We start from the raw sequence: 17,898 nt of genomic DNA, 5'->3' as shown, positions 1-17,898 counted from the left end.
CGGCCAGAAGTGCCCCGGAACACTGCTATACTGCGAGGCTTCGAATCGTTTGTAGGCGCGTAGCTCAGCTGGTTAGAGCACCACCTTGACATGGTGGGGGTCGTTGGTTCGAGTCCAATCGCGCCTACCAAACTTCTTCGGGGTCAACCAGGCCCCGGAAACAGAAAGCAGACCCCGCAGTCTGCTTTTTTTTCGTCTGTCCGGCGCCAGGGCATCGCCGGACGCTGTCTCGCAAGGCTCCCCGCACAGGGAAAACCCATGCTTGCGGCCCAGGGGCGGGTTTTTAGAATGTGCCGTATCCTTCCCGCAGACGACGGGCCTTGTTCGCCCGTTCCTTCCAGAAAGTCCCGCAGTGCAAAAAACCAAGGCCGGTAGCGGCAGCGAACGTGCGCCCGCCGTGCGTGTGATCAAGAAGTACCCGAACCGGCGTCTCTACGACACCGACACCTCGTCGTACATCACGCTGGCCGAAGTGAAGTCGCTGGTCATGGACAACGAGCCCTTCGTGGTACGGGACGCCAAGACCAACGACGACCTCACGCGCAGCATCCTGCTGCAGATCATCCTGGAAGAAGAGACCGCGGGCGTGCCGATCTTCACCGAGCAGGTGCTGGCCAACATCATCCGGTTCTATGGCCATGCCATGCAGGATTTCATGGGCGCCTACCTCGAAAAGAACGTCCAGATCTTCATGGATCTGCAGCACAAGATGGCCGAGCAGTCCACGGGCGTCAACCCGGAAGCCTGGAAGCAGTTCATGAACGTGCAGTCGCCCATGATGCAGGGCATGATGGGCACCTACCTGGAGCAGTCGCGCACGGCCTTCACGCAGATGCAGGAGCAGATGCAGAAGAACAGCGAGCAGATGCTGGCGGCGCTGGGGCTCAAGCGCTGAGTCTCGCCATTCTCGCTGCCAGCCGCAGCGCGTCGTCGGCTGCTGCGCCCGCCGCAGTGTTGTCGAAGATGCACCAGACTTGGGTGGTCGCTGGCCAGTTCAACAACTCTCGCGCCCTGGCCTCAAGCCAGTCGTCGTCGTAAGCCGACCAATACATGCGTGGCGAGCCGTGCCAACTGCAGTAGACGACGGCACCCGGGTATTCCGCGCGCACCGAGCGAAAGAAGTCGCGTGCCGCCTCGGGATCGAATCCCAACGACGGCGGCAGTTGCACCAGCAACACCGCCAGGCGCTCGCCGAGTCCCGCCAGCGACGAAACGAAGGTGCCCACCTCCCGGGATGGAACCTTCAGCCGCGCCACGTGCGTGAAAGCCTTGGGCAGCTTCACCGAGAAGCGGAAACCTGTCGGTGTCTGCATCGCCCAGCGCTCGAAGGTGTCCGCGCGGTGGGTGCGGCTGAAGGTGGTGTTGATTTCCGTGCAGCCCAGCACCCGTGCATAGCGCTCCAGCAGCGCTCCGTCGCCCGGAAATGCCTCGGCCACCGCTCGCGGTAGGCCCCAGCCTGCGGTGCCGATGTGGAGGGAAGGTGTGGTCCGTGTCATGCCGCTCGTGTGTGGCAATCCGCGTGCCGGTGCCCGTGCCTGTCTGGCCGACCGCTGCCTGCGAGGGGCCAAGGAATGTGCTGCCAGCCAAATCGACGCGCCGCCTTACAATATCGGACCACGCTCTTCAGCCAGGTAGCCCGGCGGAATTCAAATGGAAACAATGACTTACGACACCGCCTCCGCCGCCAAAACACCCAAAGTCGGGTTCGTCAGCCTGGGTTGCCCCAAGGCGCTGACCGACTCCGAACTGATCCTCACGCAACTCAGCGCCGAGGGTTACCAAACCTCCAAGACCTTTGCCGGTGCCGATCTGGTGATCGTCAACACCTGCGGCTTCATCGACGACGCCGTTCGCGAGAGTCTGGACACCATTGGCGAAGCCCTGGCCGAGAACGGCAAGGTGATTGTTACCGGGTGCCTGGGCGCGCGCGAAGGCGAGGGTGGTGGCAACCTGGTGCGGCAGATGCATCCCAGCGTGCTCGCCGTGACCGGCCCGCATGCCACGCACGAGGTGATGACGGCGGTGCACGAGCACCTGCCCAAGCCGCACGACCCCTTCGTGGACCTGGTGCCGCCGCAGGGCATCAAGCTCACGCCGCGCCATTACGCCTACCTGAAGATCAGTGAGGGCTGCAACCACCGCTGCACGTTCTGCATCATCCCGTCCATGCGCGGCGACCTGGTGAGCCGACCGATCGGCGACGTGCTGACCGAAGCGCGCAAGCTGTTCGAGTCTGGCGTGAAGGAGCTGTTGGTGGTGAGCCAGGACACCTCGGCCTACGGCGTCGATGTGAAGTACCGCACCGGCTTCTGGGATGGCAAGCCGGTGAAGACGCGCATGTTCGATCTCGTGCGCTCGCTGGGTGAACTGGCCCAGGGCTATGGCGCCTGGGTGCGGCTGCACTATGTGTACCCGTATCCGCACGTGGACGAGATCATTCCGCTGATGGCCGACGGCCTGTGCCTGCCTTACCTGGACGTGCCGTTGCAGCACAGCCATCCGGACGTGCTGCGCCGCATGAAGCGGCCCGCCAGTGGTGAGAAGAACCTGGAGCGCATCGCGCGCTGGCGCGAGCTCTGCCCGCAGATCGTGGTGCGCAGCACCTTCATTGCCGGCTTCCCTGGCGAGACCGAGGCCGAGTTCGACCACTTGCTGGAATTCGTGCGCGAGGCGCGCATCGACCGCGCCGGCTGCTTCGCCTATTCGCCGGTGCCGGGTGCCACGGCCAACGAGCTGCCGGACGCCGTGCCCGATGCCGTGCGGGAAGAACGCCGGGCGCGCTTCATGGCGGTGGCCGAGGCCGTGTCGGCCGAGAAGCTGCAGCAGCGCGTGGGCGCGACCATGCAGGTGCTGGTGGATTCCGCGCCGGGCCTGGGCAAGAAGGGCGGCATTGGACGCAGTTACGCCGATGCGCCGGAGATCGATGGTGTGGTGCGGCTGCTGCCGCCAGAGAAGATCAGCAAGACCATGAAGGTCGGCGAATTCACCAAGGCCCGTGTGGTCGCGGCACAGGGACACGACCTGTTGGCGGTCCCGGTTTGACGGTGACTGCGATGGCCGGACTGCACACTCGCCGGCCACATCGGGTGCTTCAGAATGTGAAGCAACTCAACCGTATGCGCAAAGCCTGCTTGCAGGCTTTGCATCTTGATAAGGCAAAAGAAAAGGGCTTGCAAACATCACGTTTGCAAGCCCTTTATGATTGGTGCCCAGGAGAGGACTCGAACCTCCACGATGTTACTCGCTAGTACCTGAAACTAGTGCGTCTACCAATTCCGCCACCTGGGCTTTCAGGAAAACCAGAAGTATAGCAGAGAAAAAAGCGATCCAAAAAGTGAACGAAAAAAACAGCCTGTTGGCCGAATATGAAGGTGTCGTTTCCGGACATCGCGATGGACACGGTTTTGTGATCCGCGACGATGGCCAGGCCGACATCTACCTGCCCTCCAACGAGATGCGCGCGGTGTTGCACAAGGACCGGGTCAAGGCCCGCATCGTGCGGCTGGACCGCAAGGGGCGCCCCGAAGGGCGCGTGACCGAAATCGTCGAGCGCTCCGACTCCCCCATCATCGGGCGCCTGTTGCAGGAAAGCGGTGTGTGGCTCGTCGCTCCCGAGGACAAGCGCTACGGGCAGGACGTGCTGATCCCCAAGGGCGCCACCGGATCGGCCAAGCCCGGCCAGGTGGTGGTGGTGCAATTGACCGAGCCGCCGGCGCTGTACGGTCAACCGGTGGGGCGCGTGAAGGAGGTGCTGGGTGAGATCGACGACCCCGGCATGGAGATCGAGATCGCGGTGCGCAAGTACGGCGTGCCGCACGAGTTTTCCGATGCCGCACTGGCCCAGGCGCGCGCGCTGCCGGACCACGTGCGGGCCGCCGACCACAAGCACCGCGTCGACCTGCGCGACGTGCCGCTGGTGACGATCGACGGCGAAGACGCGCGCGACTTCGACGACGCCGTGTATTGCGAGCCGGCGAAGGTCGGCAAGGGCAAGGGCTGGCGCCTGCTGGTGGCGATTGCCGACGTGAGCCACTACGTGGAGACCGGTTCACCGATCGACGTCGATGCGTATGACCGCGCCACCTCGGTCTATTTCCCGCGCCGCGTGATTCCCATGCTGCCGGAGAAGCTCTCCAACGGCCTGTGCTCGCTGAACCCCGGTGTCGAACGCCTGTGCATGGTGTGCGACATGCTGGTCAATGCCAAGGGCGAGGTGCATGCCTACCAGTTCTACCCGGCGGTGATGTTCAGCCACGCGCGCTTCACCTACACCGAGGTGGCCGCGATCCTGCAGAACACCCGGGGGCCGGAGGCCGCGCAACGCAAGGCGCTGGTGCCTTACCTGCTCAACCTGCACGACGTGTACCGCGCCCTGCTGATGGCGCGCGGCGAGCGCGGTGCGGTGGATTTCGAAACCACCGAGACGCAGATCGTCTGCGACGAGTCGGGCCGCATCGAGAAGATCGTGCCGCGCACGCGCAACGACGCGCACAAGCTGATCGAGGAAGCCATGCTCGCGGCCAACGTGTGCTCGGCCGATTTCATCCAGGAGGGCAAGCACACCGGTCTGTTCCGCGTGCACGAAGGCCCCACGCCGGAGAAGCAGGAAATCCTGCGCAACTACCTCAAGGCCATGGGTGTGTCGCAGACGATCGGCGACAACCCCAAGCCGGGCGATTTCCAGGCGATCGCCAACGCCACCAAGGACCGCCCCGAGGCCCAGCAGATCCACACCATGCTGCTGCGCTCCATGCAGCAGGCGATCTACACGCCCATCAACAGCGGCCACTTTGGTCTCGCGTTCGAGGCCTACACGCACTTCACGAGCCCGATCCGGCGCTACCCCGACCTGCTGGTGCACCGCGTGATCAAGGCCATCCTGGCGCGCAAGCGCTATGAACTGCCGAACCTGCCCACGCCGGGCGAGGCGCACGCCAAGTTGAGCAAGCGGCTGGCGAGCCGTGTGAAGCCGCCGGTGGCGGGCGAGGTGGTGAAGAAGCCGTCGGCCGACACGCTGGCCTGGCAGGCCGCGGGCCTGCACTGCAGCGCCAACGAGCGCCGCGCCGACGAGGCCAGCCGCGATGTGGAGGCCTGGCTCAAGTGCAAGTACATGCGCGAACACCTGGGCGAAGAGTTCAGCGGTGTGGTGACCGCGGTCACGAGCTTCGGCCTCTTTGTCACGCTCGATGCGATGTACGTCGAGGGGCTGGTGCACATCACCGAACTCGGCGGTGAGTACTTCCGGTTCGACGAGGCGCGCCAGGAGCTGCGTGGCGAGCGCACCGGCATTCGCTATGCATTGGGCACCCGGGTGCAGGTGCAGGTGAGCCGGGTGGACCTGGATGGCCGGCGCATCGACTTCCGGCTGGTCAGCGGTGACGACGACCTCGTGTTGCGGGCCATGCGCGACAAGACCGGTTTGCCTTCCTCTCCCGACCATCAGGCGCCGCCTGCCCGGGGGGCAAGTCGCGCCGCAACCGGAGCGAGGGCGCTCCGCAGGGGCGCCAGGCGCCCGCCATGGACGTCAAGGCCGCCGTGCGCAAGGCGGCGGGCAAGAAGGGCGAGCGGGGTGGTGCCCGCAGCACCGCGAGCCAATCGCGCAAGAGCCGGCGCTGAACCGGTCCTCACCCGACTACGCCATGCCCAAGTCCGCCGCCCTGACCAAAAGCCCTGCGGCCAAGCCTGCCAAGGCCACCGTGGTGCGCCGGCGCGAGCCTGCGGCCGTGCCCACCGACCGGGCCTTGCGCATCGGTGTCTCGGCGCGCCTGCTGCACCAGGCGCCGCAGGAGCTGGGGTTTCGAAACAAGATCCTGCAGTACATCGAACAGTCGCTGGCCCACTGGATCATGGAGCACGGGGCGGTGGCCTTCATGGTGCCGGCCGTGGCGCACGACAGCAAACACGCGGCGCGTCACCTCAAGGTGGAGCAGGTGGTGCAGGAGCTGGATGCCCTGGTGCTGCAAGGCGGTGCCGACGTGGCGCCCCAGAGTTACGGGCAGACCCCGATGGACCCACGCTGGCAGGGCGACGTGGTGCGCGACCGCTATGAGCTGGCCTTGCTGCGAACCTTTCTCGCTCAGAAGAAGCCGGTGCTGGGCGTCTGCCGGGGCGCTCAACTGCTCAACGTGGCTTTTGGCGGGACGCTGTACCAGGACATCCCGACGCAATGCCCGGCGGCCCATGCCCACGTCGACACCGACCTGTACGACCAACTGGAACACGACGTGACCTTTCTCCAGGGCACGGCACTGACCAAGCTGTATCCGAATGCCTCGCAGCTGCGGGTGACCAGCATCCATCACCAGGCGGTGGCGGAATTGGGCAAGGGCGTGGTGGTGGAGGCCGTGTCCACGCTGGACGGCATGGTCGAGGCCATTCGCTGGACCGGCGGGACCTATGCGCGCGGCGTGCAATGGCACCCCGAGTTCCACCATGGGCGCGATGCGCTGGCCGACAGCTCGCCCATCATGCTGGACTTTCTGGAGGCCTCGCGGGCCGCCGCGTTGGAGCGGTTGGCCAGCGGGCACGAACCCGATCCGCGCACGCCGCGGGCGCCCTTGCGATTGGGCGCCTGAGCCTACACTCTGTCCCCTCCGTCCTCCGCTGCTCTCACGCCATGCGCATTGTTTTCTTCCTGCTCGAAACCTTCTTCTTCTTCCTTGTGGCGGCGGCGCTGTTGCGGGCGTGGATGAATCACCTGCGCATCAACATGTCGGGCCAACCGGGGCGCTTCGCGATCGCAGTGACCGACTGGCTGGTGGCACCCCTGCGCCGGGTGCTGCCACGCTCGCTGGCGCAGAGCCGCATCGACTGGGGCAGTCTCGGTGCGGCCGTGCTGCTTTCGTTGGCGTTCGGCGTCTTGTGGTGGTTGCTGGCGGCGAGCGTGTCTGCGGCGCCCGGCTCGGCCGCCGGAGTGGTGACGATCGTCTTCAGCATGGCGGTGCGCCTGCTGGTGCGCACCTTGCTGCAGGGCTTGATGATCCTGCTGATCGGCTACGCCATCCTGTCGTGGGTGCAGCCGCAATCGCCGGTGATGGGCACGCTCGACCGCCTGTGCGCGCCCATCCTGCGCCCGGTGCGCCGGGTCGTGCCCTTGATCGGCGGGGTGGACCTGTCGGTGCTGGTGGTGATCATCCTGCTGCAGGTCGGCCTGATGCTGCTGGGCTGATCGGGCTTTCAGCCCGGTGGCCGCACCCGCGCCGCCAAGCGTCCGGCCGTGAGCCCAGGGGCAGCGCCATCGTCCCAGTGGTCGGCCAGCCAGCCGTGCTGATGCACGGCCGCAGCGACCCTGTCCCGCACCCCTTCGCCCGAAAGCCCGGCTGGCGCGATCGCGCTGCCGATCATGCCGGCGAGCACATCGCCCGTGCCGGCGGTGGCCAAAGCGGCGTTTCCGCTGGCGTTGATGAGCGGCACTTCGCCGGGCGAGGCCAACACCGAGCCAGAGCCCTTGAGCACGCACAAGGCGCCGAAGCGATCGGCCAGCGCCTGTGCAGCCTTCAATCGATGGGCCATGACCTCGGGGGTTGTGGTGCCCAGCAGGCGCGCGGCTTCCAGGGGATGCGGGGTGAGCACCGTTGTCCAGTCCCGGCCGTGGCGGTGGCCGAGCAGGGTTTGCAGCGCGGTGTCGGTGGCGATGGCATTGAGCGCGTCGGCGTCGAGCACCAGCGTTCGGGCGGCCGAGAGCACGCGCGGCAGCAGCGCAGCCACCGAGGCGCCGCCGCCGCAACCGCAGACGACACTCGCGGTTTCGAGGACGCCGGGCTCCAGCAGCCGCTGCGGATGGCGGAACATGAGTTCGGGGCAGGCGGGGTCCCAAGGCGTCGGGCTGCTTGCATCACCTTCGAGCAGACCGACGAACACGCGGCCCGCGCCGGCGTGCAGCGCGGCCCGGGCGGCGAGCACGGCGGCACCGGTCATGCCCGCGCCCTGCACGGCGATGCCTTGGCCACCGAGCACCAGCACGTCGCCGAAGCTGCCCTTGTGACTGGCATGCGGCCGTGTGCCCGTGGTCTTGGGCTGCCCAGCCAGCCAGGCGGTCACAGGCACGGCGGTCGCTGGCGGGGCATCCAGGTCGTCGAACCAGACGCTGCCGGCGGCGTCGCGTCCGGTGCCGGTGAACAAACCGGGCTTCAGGGTGAGCAGCGACAGCGTGTGGCGCGGCCCCGGCGGTGCCAGGGAAGGGGCGTTCAGGGCCGCCAGGACGCCTGTGTCGGCGTCCAGCCCACTGGGGACATCGACGCAGAGCACGGGCTGGGTGCAGGAGCGAAGCAGGTCCAGCCATGGGGCGAGAGGCCCCTTCAACGCCCTTTGTGGGCCGATGCCGAACAGGGCATCGATGGCGAGATCGAAGCGCGCCGGCGGTCCGTCGCTGAACGGCACGCCGGCGGCGCGCGCGGCCCGCAGGGCCTGACGGGCGTCGGCCGGCATCCGGGCCTCATCCCGCACCGCATGTGTCACGATCACTTCGGGAAAGTCGCCCCGTTCCTGCGCCCACTGGTGCAGGTGGGTGGCCGCGACCAGGCCGTCGCCCCCGTTGTTGCCGGGCCCGCAGGCCACCCAGATGCACCGCGCGTGCGGTTGCAGGGCCCGCGCCAGCCGCGCGACCGCCAGGCCGGCGCGCGACATCAAGGTGTGGTGGGGGAGGGTGGAAGCGGCCTGCTGTTCGATCTGCCGCGTGGCGGCGCTGCCGTACAAGGCAGCGCGGCCGGTGCCGGACACCGGGTGCGGGCGGGTGCCTGTGTTGAAGCTGCGCGTGTCCAAGGTCTCGCTCCTCTCAAGGAATGGGCGCATTTCAACATGTTTGCGCGCAGGCGCTGACCGCCCGCGGATGGTCTCAGAGACCGAAGCGCTGGGGCGAGCTGCCGGTGATGTCGATCTCGGCAGAACGCCCTGACAGCTGATCGGCCAGCGCCCGGGCGGTGCCGCAGGCCATGGCCCAGCCGGCGCCGCCGTGGCCCAGGTTCAGCCACACGCCGGGTTGGCGCGTGGCGCCCAGCACCGGAGGGCCATCGGGCAGCGTGGCCTGGGCGCCTTGCCATTCCTGCACGCTGCCCCGGGGGCCACCCAGACGCACAGCACCGGGAAACCAGTCCGCCAGCACGCCGTAAAGCCGTTTCAGCGTGGCTTTGGAAGGCTGGCCGGGCGTGGCGCCGAACTCACTGCCGCCGGCCACGCGAATGCGCTGGCCCAGCCGGGCGATCGAGATGCCATGGCCGGCGTCCAGCACCGCCGACTGCGGGGCGTCCAGCGGCTCACGCACCGCAGCACTGAGCGAGTGGCTGTAGACGGGCTGCAAAGGCAGGCGCAGCCCGAGTGGGTGCAGCAGGCGAGCGCTGTGCACCCCCGCGCACACCACCACCGCGTCGAAGCGTTGCACGTCGTTGGCATCCGGGGTGCTTGCGCTCGAGAGCCGCAGGTTCACACCACCCGTGGGGCCCAGGGTTTCGATGGCGTCCACCGACGTGCTGAACACGAAGCGGCAACCGAGTTGCTGGGCCTCGACGCGGATCGACAGCGCGAATTCCCGGCAATTGGCCGCGGCTTCCCCGCCCAGTTCGACCGCACCGTGCAACGGCGTTTCAGGATTCAGGGCGGGTTCGAGCGCGCGGGCCTGATCGGCCGAGAGTTCACGGCAGGCGATCCCAAGGTCCTTCATCTGTTGCAGGGCGGGCTGGGCTTGCTCCGCCTCCCGCGCGTTGCGCCAGAGCACCAGCATGCCCTGGCTGCGGTCATGGTCGAGGTCCCGTTCCTCGGTGATTTCCAGCAGGCGCTGCTGGCTGTACTGCACCCATTGGTGCATCTGCCGGTGGTGTTCGACCTGGCGTGGGCCTTGGCCCGCCTGCAGCCAGCGCCAGATCCAGCGCCACTCTCCGCCGCGGGGCAAGCGGGCCAGTTTCAGTCCTCCCGGGCGCGAGACCCAGGGCATGCGCAGGCTGCGTTCGGGCCGGTTCCAGGCGGCTGTCCAACCAGCGGCGACGAGCGCACCGCTGGCAAAGCTGGCTTCTTCGGCCACGGTGCTGCGGCGCTCGAACACCGTGACTTCATGGCCGTCGCGCGTCAGTTCGAACGCGGTTGTGGTGCCGATCACACCCGCGCCCACCACCGCGACCCTCAAGATGCGCCCCCGACGGGTGCCGAGGGCGCCCCTGGGTGGGAAGGGGGTGGGTAATCAACGGTCAACGGGACATCGGGCATGGGTCGTGGCGCAGAAACACCCCGGACGCGATTCCGTTCGGAGCGCGGTCCAGAGAGCGAAAGTAGGACGGGATCGGTCGGGCTGCTATAATCGATGGGCTTTGCAGATGGCTGGCTCGAACACCGTTCTTGCCGCCCTTGCAGAGCGAAATCGCAAACCAGCCCAACCGGGTGTTGCCTGAAGCACCTGGACCGTCAGCGGTCCGTTCAATGCACAGGTGATCGGGGCTGGATTTTAGACTCAACCTCTGGAAAGTTAACTCATGTCTATCTCCATGCGCGAAATGCTGGAAGCCGGTGTCCACTTTGGTCACCAGACCCGCTTCTGGAACCCCAAGATGGCACCGTACATCTTCGGCCATCGCAACAAAATCCACATCGTCAACCTCGAAAAGACGCTGCCCCTGTTCGAAGAGGCTGCCAAGTTCGTGCGCCAGCTCTCCGCCAACCGCGGCACCATCCTGATGGTGGGCACCAAGCGCCAGTCGCGCGACATCGTGGCCCAGGAAGCCCGCCGCGCCGGCGTGCCTTTCGTGGACCAGCGCTGGCTGGGCGGCATGCTGACCAACTTCAAGACGGTCAAGACCTCCATCAAGCGCCTGAAGGACATGCAAGCCCAGAAGGAAGCCGGCCTGGACAGCATGACCAAGAAAGAGCAGCTGATGTTTGCTCGCGAAATGGAAAAGCTCGAGAAGGACATCGGCGGCATTCAGGACATGAATGCGCTGCCCGATGCCATCTTCGTCATCGACGTGGGCTTCCACAAGATCGCCGTGCTCGAAGCCCAGAAGCTGGGCATCCCGCTGGTGGGCGTGGTCGACACCAACCACTCGCCCGTGGGCATTGACTACGTCATCCCCGGCAACGACGACTCGGCCCGTGCCGTGGCCCTGTACGCCCGTGGCATCGCCGACGCCATCATCGAAGGCCGCAGCAACGCGGTGAACGATGTCGTCAAAGCCGTGGCCGCCGAAGGCGCCGACGAGTTCGTGGAAGTCAAGGAAGACGCTTCTGCCTGAGCCTGACTCTTGCATGAAAGAGGGGCTCCTGTAGCCCCTTTTTCATAAGGCCACCCGATCATTGAAACAGACCGTTTTGCCCGCCGGGGCACAACGGCGAACGGAGAAACTGAAATGGCAATTACCGCAAGCATGGTCGCCGAACTGCGCGCCAAGACCGACGCACCCATGATGGAGTGCAAGAAAGCCCTGACCGAAGCCGACGGCGACATGGCCAAGGCGGAAGAGCTGCTGCGCGTCAAGCTCGGCACCAAGGCCGGCAAGGCCGCCAGCCGCGTCACCGCCGAAGGCGTTGTGGCCAGCTCCATCAATGGCACCACCGGTGCCCTGATCGAAGTCAACTGCGAAACCGACTTCGTCACCAAGAACGACAGCTTCCTGGCGCTGGCCAATGCGGCCGCCCAGCTGGTGGCGGCACACAACCCTGCCGACCTGGAAGCCCTGGGCGCGCTGCCCTACAGCCAGGACGGCTTCGGTCCCACGCTGGAAGACGTGCGCAAGGGCCTGATCGGCAAGATCGGCGAAAACATGTCGTTCCGCCGCTTCAAGCACTGGGCCAACGGCGGCCAGCTCGCTGGTTACCTGCACGGCACCCGCATCGGCGTGGTGGTGGAGTTCGAAGGCGATGCCGTGGCGGCCAAGGACGTCGCCATGCACGTGGCCGCGATGAAGCCGGTGTCGCTGACCTCGGCCGACGTGCCTGCGGAGCTGATCGAGCGCGAGCGCTCGGTGGCCGCCGCCAAGGCCGCCGAATCGGGCAAGCCTGCCGACATTGTCGCCAAGATGGTGGAAGGTTCGGTGCAGAAGTACCTCAAGGAAGTGTCGCTGTTCGACCAGGTCTTCGTGAAGGCCGCCGACGGCAAGCAGACCGTGGGCGCGATGCTCAAGGCCGCTGGCACCAACGTCAAGGGCTTCACCCTGTTCGTGGTGGGCGAAGGCATCGAGAAGAAGGTCGACGACTTCGCGGCGGAAGTGGCCGCGCAAGTGGCTGCCGCCAAGGGCGCCTGATCCTGCCGAGACTGGACGAGACAACGGGCCGCAAGGCCCGTTGTGCCGTATGGGGCTTATTTACGCCCCGAAGCGGCAGGTGAATGCGGGCTCCTCGCTACACTTGCCGGTTGAATCTTTGTTTATCGATTTCCTGAAAGTTGCCTCATGCCAGCCTACAAACGGATTCTGTTGAAACTGTCGGGAGAGGCCCTCATGGGCGATGACGCTTTCGGCATCAACCGAGCCACCATCGTGCGCATGGTGGAAGAAATCGCCGAAGTCACCCGCCTGGGCGTCCAGGTGGCCATCGTCATCGGTGGCGGCAACATCTTCCGCGGCGTGGCCGGGGGCTCGGTCGGCATGGACCGCGCCACCGCCGACTACATGGGCATGCTTGCCACCGTGATGAATTCGCTGGCCCTCGCCGACACCATGGACAAGGCCGGCTTGGTCGCCCGCGTGATGTCGGCCATTGCCATCGAGCAGGTGGTCGAGCCCTACGTTCGCCCCAAGGCCTTGCAATACCTCGAAGAGGGCAAGGTCGTGGTCTTCGCCGCCGGCACCGGCAACCCCTTCTTCACCACCGACACGGCCGCGGCGCTGCGCGGAGCCGAGATCGGCGCCGAGATCGTGCTCAAGGCCACCAAGGTCGATGGCGTCTACACCGCCGATCCGAACAAGGACCCCAGCGCCACGCGCTACACCACCATTTCCTTCGACGAGGCCATGAGCAAGAACCTGCAGGTGATGGACGCCACCGCCTTTGCCCTGTGCCGCGACCAGAAACTGCCCGTGAAGGTGTTCTCGATCTTCAAGCCCGGCGCGCTGCGCAAGGTGGTGCTGGGAGGCGATGAGGGCACGCTGGTTCACGTCTGATGCCCACACGGCATTCCATTTCCTGCTGCATTGAGGAGTTTTCATGAGCACCGACGACATCCGCAAAACCGCTGAGCACAAGATGCTTCAATCGGTGGAAGCGCTCAAGAACAGTTTGACCAAGGTCCGCACCGGCCGGCCCAACCCCGCCTTGCTGGACACCGTGCACGTGGAGTATTACGGTTCCATGCTGCCGCTGTCCCAGGTCGCCAACCTGACGTTGCTCGACGCGCGCACCATCGGCGTGTCGCCGTGGGAAAAAGGCATGGGCGCCAAGATCGAGAAGGCCATTCGCGAGTCGGATCTGGGCCTGAATCCTTCCAGCCAGGGCGACCTGATCCGCGTTCCCATGCCTCCCATGACCGAGGAGCGCCGCAAGGAGCTCACCAAGGTGGTCCGGGGTGAAGGCGAAGCCGCCAAGATCGCGGTGCGCAACCTCCGGCGCGACGCCAACGAATCGGTGAAGAAGCTGGTCAAGGAAAAGCTGGCGTCCGAAGACGACGACCGCCGCTCGCAGGAAGACATCCAGAAGCTCACCGACCGCATGATTGCCGAGGTGGACCGGCTGGTGGCGTCCAAAGAGCAGGACATCATGGCGGTCTGATCCGCCCCTTCCATCGACCCTGGCCATGGCATCTGCTGCAACTCCTCCCTCCGTGCCGGCGAAACTGCCTGGCCATGTGGCCATCGTCATGGACGGCAATGGCCGCTGGGCGCAGAAACGCTGGCTGCCGCGCGCGGCCGGGCACAAGCAGGGCGTGGACGCGCTGCGCGGGGTGGTCAAGGCGTGCATCGAGCGAGGCGTGCCCGTGCTCTCCGTCTTCGCGTTCTCGTCCGAAAACTGGAACCGCCCGGTGGAAGAGGTCTCCGGTCTCATGGACCTGCTGGCGATAGCCCTGTCGCGCGAGGTCCCCAGCCTGAAAAAGAGTGGCGTGCAACTTCATTTCCCAGGTAACCGGGAAGGCCTGTCGACCCGGGTGGTGCAAGGCCTGGAGGCGGCCGAGCGCGAGACCGCGCACAACCACACCCTGGTCTTGAACGTGTGCTTCAACTATGGGGGGCGTTGGGACATCGCCCAGGCCGCCCGGCGCCTCGCCCAGCAAGGCGTGGAGATCACCGAGCAAAGCCTGTCAGGTGCGATGGCGCTGGCCCACGTGGACGACCCGGATCTGTTGATCCGCACCGGTGGTGAGCTGCGCATCAGCAACTTCCTTCTCTGGCAGTCGGCCTACACGGAGCTGCTGTTCACCGACTGCCTCTGGCCCGATTTCGATGCGGCCGAACTGGACCGCGCATTGGCCGAATTCGCCCGGCGCGAGCGCCGCTTCGGCCAAACCGCCGAGCAACGGGCCGAGGTCGAGCCCGAGGTGATCGCGGTGGGCCAGCGACATGCTTAAGCAGCGCATCATCACGGCCGTGCTGTTGCTGGCCGTTCTGCTGCCCGCGCTGTTTTACCCCTTGATCGAGCCTTTTGCCGCCCTGACCCTGCTGCTGATCGTGGCGGGCGGCTGGGAGTGGGCTCGCCTCAATGGCTGCGGCTCTTCGCTCTCGCTGGGTCTGGGCTTGGGTCTGGGTGTCCTGATGGCGGTGGTCTGGTGGGCCGGTGGCCTGAACCTGTCGCTGCGCCCGCTCTGGCTGGCCGTGGGGGCCGCCTGGGTGTTGCTCGCTGTCGTGATGCTGGGCCGTGGCGTGAAAGGCTGGAGCGCCTGGCCTGTCGGCCTGCGCCTCTGGGTGGGGCTGGCACTCATCGCCTGTGCCTGGCTGGCCATGGTGCACGCGCGCCTGGAAGGTCTGGGCTTTCTGCTCTCCGTGCTGCTGCTGGTCTGGACGGCCGACATCGCCGCCTATTTTGGTGGCAAGGCCCTGGGGCGGCGCAAGCTCGCTCCCACCATCAGCCCGGGCAAGAGCTGGGAGGGCGCCATCAGTGGATTGTTGGGGGTCTTTGTGCTGGCGGCCTGCTGGCTCTGGGCCGATGCGCAAGGCACCAGCCTGTATGCGCGGCTCTGGGCTCTGGGGCCGGCGCTGGCGGTGCTGTCGCTGGTGTTTCTCGTCGCCATGAGCGTGGTCGGTGATCTGGTGGAGTCGCTGGTCAAGCGCAGTGCCGGTGCCAAGGATTCCAGCCAGCTGCTCCCCGGCCATGGCGGCGTGCTCGATCGCGTCGACGCCTTGCTGCCCGTGTTGCCGCTGGCCATGATGCTCATCACCGTCTGATTGCCATGACCCGCCCCCAAGCCATCACCATTCTGGGCTCCACAGGCTCGATCGGGGTCAGCACGCTGGACGTGATCGCCCGCCATCCGGAGCGCTACACCGTGTTTGCGCTGACCGCCGCCACGCAGGTGGAGGCCATCCTGGCGCAATGCCAGCGCTTTGCTCCCCGCTACGCCGTCATGGCCAGCCCGGCGCATGCGCAGCAACTGGCCGGCCGCGTGCGCGAGCTCGGCCTGTCGGTCGAGGTGCTGTCGGGCGCGCAGGCCTTGTGCGACGTCAGCCGCGATCCGGAGGTGGATGCTGTGATGGCCGCCATCGTCGGAGCCGCCGGTCTTTCGCCCAGCCTGGCGGCCGCGCAGGCGGGCAAGAAGCTGCTGCTGGCGAACAAGGAGGCGCTGGTGGTCGGCGGCGAGCTGTTCATGCGGGCGGTTCGCGAAGGCGGTGCGACGCTGCTGCCCATCGACAGCGAACACTCGGCGGTCTTTCAATCGCTGCCTGAAGACCCCACGACCTGGTCGCGCCGGGTCGACAAGATCGTGCTCACGGCTTCCGGGGGTCCTTTCCGCACGCGCGATCCGCAGACCTTGCACGAGGTGACGCCGGAGCAGGCCTGTGCGCATCCCAACTGGGTGATGGGCCGCAAGATCTCGGTGGACTCGGCGACCATGATGAACAAGGCGCTGGAAGTCATCGAAGCCTGCTATCTGTTTGGATTGCCCGCTTCGCAGATCGAAGTGGTGATCCATCCGCAAAGCGTGATCCATTCGATGGTGCAGTACACCGACAGCTCCGTGGTGGCCCAGCTGGGTACCCCCGACATGCGTGGGCCCATCGCCTATGGCCTGTCCTGGCCGGAGCGCATCGTCTCCGGTGCGGCCGCACTGGACTTCGCTTCGTTGGGTGCTCTGAGTTTCGAAAAGCCCGACGACCGGCGTTTTCCCGGTCTGCGCCTCGCCTGGGAGGCCCTGGGGGGCCCGGCGGGCACGACGGCGGTGCTCAATGCCGCCAACGAGGTCGCCGTGGCGGCCTTTCTGGACCATCGGCTGCGGTTCGACCAGATCCACGTCGTCAACCATGCAACTTTGCAGGCCCTGACCCCCTCGAAGCCCCAGGGCCTGGACGACCTGCTGGCGATCGACGCGGAAACGCGCGCCATCGCGCAAGTCCAGATCGACCGGTTGACGGCTTGACGGCCCGACGGCCGCCACCCCGTCCGTTCACCTCTCAAACGATTTCGCCATGCTCACACTCGTTGCCTTCGTCGTGGCCCTCGGTCTGCTGATCGCCGTGCACGAGTACGGCCACTATCGGGTGGCCGTGGCCTGCGGCGTGAAGGTGCTGCGTTTTTCGGTCGGTTTCGGCAAACCGCTGCTGACCTGGCGCAAAAAAGGCAGTCCCACCGAGTTCGTGCTCTGCGCGTTGCCCCTGGGCGGCTATGTGCGCATGCTCGATGAGCGCGAGGCACCGGTCGACCCGGCCGAGCGCCATCTGGCCTTCAACACCCAGCCGCTGCGCTCGCGTGCCGCCATCGTCGCGGCCGGCCCCGCGGCGAACCTGCTGCTGGCGATCGCGATTTATGCCGTCGTCAACTGGACCGGTGTGGAAGAGCCCAAGCCGGTGCTGGCCAGTCCGGTGGCGGGTTCGATCGCCGAGCGTGCGGGCTTGCGCGGCGGTGAGTGGGTGGCGCAGGCCGCCGTGGCCGACGTCGAAGCCAGTGCGGTGGCGTCCTTCGAGGACCTGCGCTGGCGCCTGACGCAGGCCGCTCTGTCGAGCGAGGACTTGACCCTGTGGGTGTCTTCGCGCGAAGGCGATGCGACGCGCCCCGTGACGCTTCCCTTGAGCGAGCTGGACGTGCGGGAAGCCGACGCTGCGCTGTTCCAGCGCATCGGCATCACCAGCCCGTGGAGCGCGCCGGTGGTGGGCGAGGTCATGGAGGGTGGGGCGGCGGCCGCTGCCGGACTGAAGGAAGGCGACAGCGTGCGCAAGGTCAACGACCAGGCCCTGGGTGACGGGCAAAGCCTGCGGGCCCTGATCCGGGCGGCTGTCGGCCCGGCCGGGCAGCCCGTCGAGCAGCGCTGGGAAGTGCTGCGCGCAGGGCAGGTGGTGCATCTGGTGGTCAAACCGGTGCCCGAGCAGCAGGCCGGCATCTGGGTGGGGCGTGTCGGGGCGTACATCGGCGCCATGCCGGAGATGACGACCGTGCGCCACGGCGCGGTCGATGGCCTGGTCAACGGGGTTGTCCGGACCTGGGAGGTGTCCTGGCTGACGCTCAAGATGATGGGGCGGATGCTCATCGGCGAAGCGTCTGTGAAGAACCTCAGCGGCCCGCTCACGATTGCGGACTACGCCGGCAAATCAGCCAGCCTCGGTATCACCTCTTACCTGCTGTTTCTCGCTCTGATCAGCGTGAGTCTGGGCGTGCTCAACCTGCTGCCGCTGCCGGTCCTCGATGGGGGGCACCTGATGTATTATCTTTGGGAGGGTGTCACTGGGCGCAGCGTGTCTGATGTCTGGATGGAGCGCCTGCAGCGAGGGGGTGTCGTGGTTCTCATGGCGCTCATGTCCGTCGCCTTGTTCAATGATGTGGCCCGCCTGGCTGGCTGAACGC

At 66.5% G+C, this 17,898-nt stretch carries 15 protein-coding genes, 2 tRNA genes and 1 pseudogene; 14 read left to right on the top strand and 4 right to left on the bottom strand.

Annotation, left to right across the window (positions count from 1 at the left end):
• The first annotated feature begins 53 nt into the window (after nt 1-53).
• Both ABSY19_RS01750 and phaR read left to right on the top strand, forming a co-directional pair.
• A tRNA-Val gene (locus tag ABSY19_RS01750) sits at nt 54-130 on the top strand.
• A 222-nt stretch (nt 131-352) separates the two neighbouring features.
• Nucleotides 353-895 carry a polyhydroxyalkanoate synthesis repressor PhaR gene (phaR, locus tag ABSY19_RS01745; protein WP_297401674.1) on the top strand — a complete coding sequence of 181 codons (543 nt, stop codon included), beginning with the start codon at nt 353-355 and terminating at the stop codon, nt 893-895.
• On the opposite strand, the gene ABSY19_RS01740 is transcribed toward phaR, so the two are convergent.
• Nucleotides 885-1,496, bottom strand: coding sequence for a DUF72 domain-containing protein (locus tag ABSY19_RS01740; protein ID WP_382158501.1), 612 nt, complete (start codon nt 1,494-1,496; stop codon nt 885-887). The genes phaR and ABSY19_RS01740 overlap by 11 nt on opposite strands.
• A 154-nt stretch (nt 1,497-1,650) precedes the next feature.
• Here ABSY19_RS01740 and rimO point away from each other — a divergent pair, with 154 nt between their 5' ends.
• Nucleotides 1,651-3,042: a 30S ribosomal protein S12 methylthiotransferase RimO gene (rimO, locus tag ABSY19_RS01735; RefSeq protein WP_382158500.1), complete on the top strand. Its 1,392-nt coding sequence runs from the start codon at nt 1,651-1,653 to the stop codon at nt 3,040-3,042.
• A 161-nt stretch (nt 3,043-3,203) separates the two neighbouring features.
• On the opposite strand, the gene ABSY19_RS01730 is transcribed toward rimO, so the two are convergent.
• A tRNA-Leu gene (locus tag ABSY19_RS01730) sits at nt 3,204-3,288 on the bottom strand.
• Between the two features lie 64 nt (nt 3,289-3,352).
• Here ABSY19_RS01730 and rnr point away from each other — a divergent pair.
• From rnr to ABSY19_RS01715, 3 genes and pseudogenes are all read left to right on the top strand, one after another.
• A pseudogene (rnr, locus tag ABSY19_RS01725) lies at nt 3,353-5,616 on the top strand (ribonuclease R).
• 23 nt (nt 5,617-5,639) lie between these two features.
• On the top strand, nt 5,640-6,575 hold the full coding sequence (locus ABSY19_RS01720; RefSeq protein ID WP_382158498.1) for a gamma-glutamyl-gamma-aminobutyrate hydrolase family protein: 936 nt from the start codon (nt 5,640-5,642) through the stop codon (nt 6,573-6,575).
• Nucleotides 6,576-6,616: 41 nt separating this feature from the next.
• A complete protein-coding gene (locus ABSY19_RS01715) occupies nt 6,617-7,168 on the top strand; it encodes a YggT family protein (protein ID WP_382158496.1) in 552 nt (183 codons plus the stop codon).
• 8 nt (nt 7,169-7,176) lie between these two features.
• On the opposite strand, the gene ABSY19_RS01710 is transcribed toward ABSY19_RS01715, so the two are convergent.
• Nucleotides 7,177-8,760, bottom strand: coding sequence for an NAD(P)H-hydrate dehydratase (locus ABSY19_RS01710; protein WP_382158492.1), 1,584 nt, complete (start codon nt 8,758-8,760; stop codon nt 7,177-7,179).
• 73 nt (nt 8,761-8,833) lie between these two features.
• On the bottom strand, nt 8,834-10,087 hold the full coding sequence (locus ABSY19_RS01705) for an FAD-dependent oxidoreductase (protein ID WP_382158491.1): 1,254 nt from the start codon (nt 10,085-10,087) through the stop codon (nt 8,834-8,836).
• A 370-nt stretch (nt 10,088-10,457) separates the two neighbouring features.
• Between ABSY19_RS01705 and rpsB the strand changes: the two genes are divergently transcribed.
• The 8 genes from rpsB to rseP all read left to right on the top strand — a co-directional run bounded on the left by rpsB (nt 10,458) and on the right by rseP (nt 17,894).
• A complete protein-coding gene (gene rpsB / locus ABSY19_RS01700) occupies nt 10,458-11,213 on the top strand; it encodes a 30S ribosomal protein S2 (protein ID WP_291121864.1) in 756 nt (251 codons plus the stop codon).
• Nucleotides 11,214-11,327: 114 nt separating this feature from the next.
• On the top strand, nt 11,328-12,221 hold the full coding sequence (tsf, locus tag ABSY19_RS01695; RefSeq protein WP_291121863.1) for a translation elongation factor Ts: 894 nt from the start codon (nt 11,328-11,330) through the stop codon (nt 12,219-12,221).
• Between the two features lie 147 nt (nt 12,222-12,368).
• Complete coding sequence (gene pyrH / locus ABSY19_RS01690; protein WP_291121862.1) at nt 12,369-13,079, top strand: UMP kinase; 711 nt, start codon at nt 12,369-12,371, stop codon at nt 13,077-13,079.
• A 43-nt stretch (nt 13,080-13,122) separates the two neighbouring features.
• The gene (frr, locus tag ABSY19_RS01685) at nt 13,123-13,683 is read left to right on the top strand and encodes a ribosome recycling factor (RefSeq protein WP_382158489.1); all 561 of its coding nucleotides are present in this window, start codon (nt 13,123-13,125) and stop codon (nt 13,681-13,683) included.
• 25 nt (nt 13,684-13,708) lie between these two features.
• Complete coding sequence (gene uppS / locus ABSY19_RS01680) at nt 13,709-14,476, top strand: polyprenyl diphosphate synthase (RefSeq protein WP_382158487.1); 768 nt, start codon at nt 13,709-13,711, stop codon at nt 14,474-14,476.
• Nucleotides 14,469-15,290: a phosphatidate cytidylyltransferase gene (locus ABSY19_RS01675; protein WP_382158485.1), complete on the top strand. Its 822-nt coding sequence runs from the start codon at nt 14,469-14,471 to the stop codon at nt 15,288-15,290. The genes uppS and ABSY19_RS01675 overlap by 8 nt, the downstream gene beginning before the upstream one ends.
• Nucleotides 15,291-15,295: 5 nt before the next feature.
• On the top strand, nt 15,296-16,480 hold the full coding sequence (gene ispC, locus ABSY19_RS01670; RefSeq protein ID WP_382158483.1) for a 1-deoxy-D-xylulose-5-phosphate reductoisomerase: 1,185 nt from the start codon (nt 15,296-15,298) through the stop codon (nt 16,478-16,480).
• Nucleotides 16,481-16,529: 49 nt separating this feature from the next.
• A complete protein-coding gene (gene rseP / locus ABSY19_RS01665) occupies nt 16,530-17,894 on the top strand; it encodes an RIP metalloprotease RseP (protein WP_382158481.1) in 1,365 nt (454 codons plus the stop codon).
• Nucleotides 17,895-17,898: the final 4 nt, after the last annotated feature.

This window comes from Hydrogenophaga sp. ANAO-22, assembly GCF_042466645.1.
In the GTDB taxonomy this organism is placed as follows: domain Bacteria; phylum Pseudomonadota; class Gammaproteobacteria; order Burkholderiales; family Burkholderiaceae_C; genus Hydrogenophaga.
This window is presented reverse-complemented; position numbering and strand designations above follow the sequence as displayed.

Excerpts from the sequence above, each read along its gene's own strand:
- ABSY19_RS01740 (WP_382158501.1), bottom strand. The coding sequence starts at position 1,496 with ATGACACGGACCACACCTTCCCTCCACATCGGCACCGCAGGCTGGGGC.
- rimO (WP_382158500.1), top strand. The coding sequence starts at position 1,651 with ATGGAAACAATGACTTACGACACCGCCTCCGCCGCCAAAACACCCAAA.
- ABSY19_RS01720 (WP_382158498.1), top strand. The coding sequence starts at position 5,640 with ATGCCCAAGTCCGCCGCCCTGACCAAAAGCCCTGCGGCCAAGCCTGCC.
- ABSY19_RS01715 (WP_382158496.1), top strand. The coding sequence starts at position 6,617 with ATGCGCATTGTTTTCTTCCTGCTCGAAACCTTCTTCTTCTTCCTTGTG.
- rpsB (WP_291121864.1), top strand. The coding sequence starts at position 10,458 with ATGTCTATCTCCATGCGCGAAATGCTGGAAGCCGGTGTCCACTTTGGT.
- tsf (WP_291121863.1), top strand. The coding sequence starts at position 11,328 with ATGGCAATTACCGCAAGCATGGTCGCCGAACTGCGCGCCAAGACCGAC.
- pyrH (WP_291121862.1), top strand. The coding sequence starts at position 12,369 with ATGCCAGCCTACAAACGGATTCTGTTGAAACTGTCGGGAGAGGCCCTC.
- frr (WP_382158489.1), top strand. The coding sequence starts at position 13,123 with ATGAGCACCGACGACATCCGCAAAACCGCTGAGCACAAGATGCTTCAA.
- uppS (WP_382158487.1), top strand. The coding sequence starts at position 13,709 with ATGGCATCTGCTGCAACTCCTCCCTCCGTGCCGGCGAAACTGCCTGGC.
- ABSY19_RS01675 (WP_382158485.1), top strand. The coding sequence starts at position 14,469 with ATGCTTAAGCAGCGCATCATCACGGCCGTGCTGTTGCTGGCCGTTCTG.
- ispC (WP_382158483.1), top strand. The coding sequence starts at position 15,296 with ATGACCCGCCCCCAAGCCATCACCATTCTGGGCTCCACAGGCTCGATC.
- rseP (WP_382158481.1), top strand. The coding sequence starts at position 16,530 with ATGCTCACACTCGTTGCCTTCGTCGTGGCCCTCGGTCTGCTGATCGCC.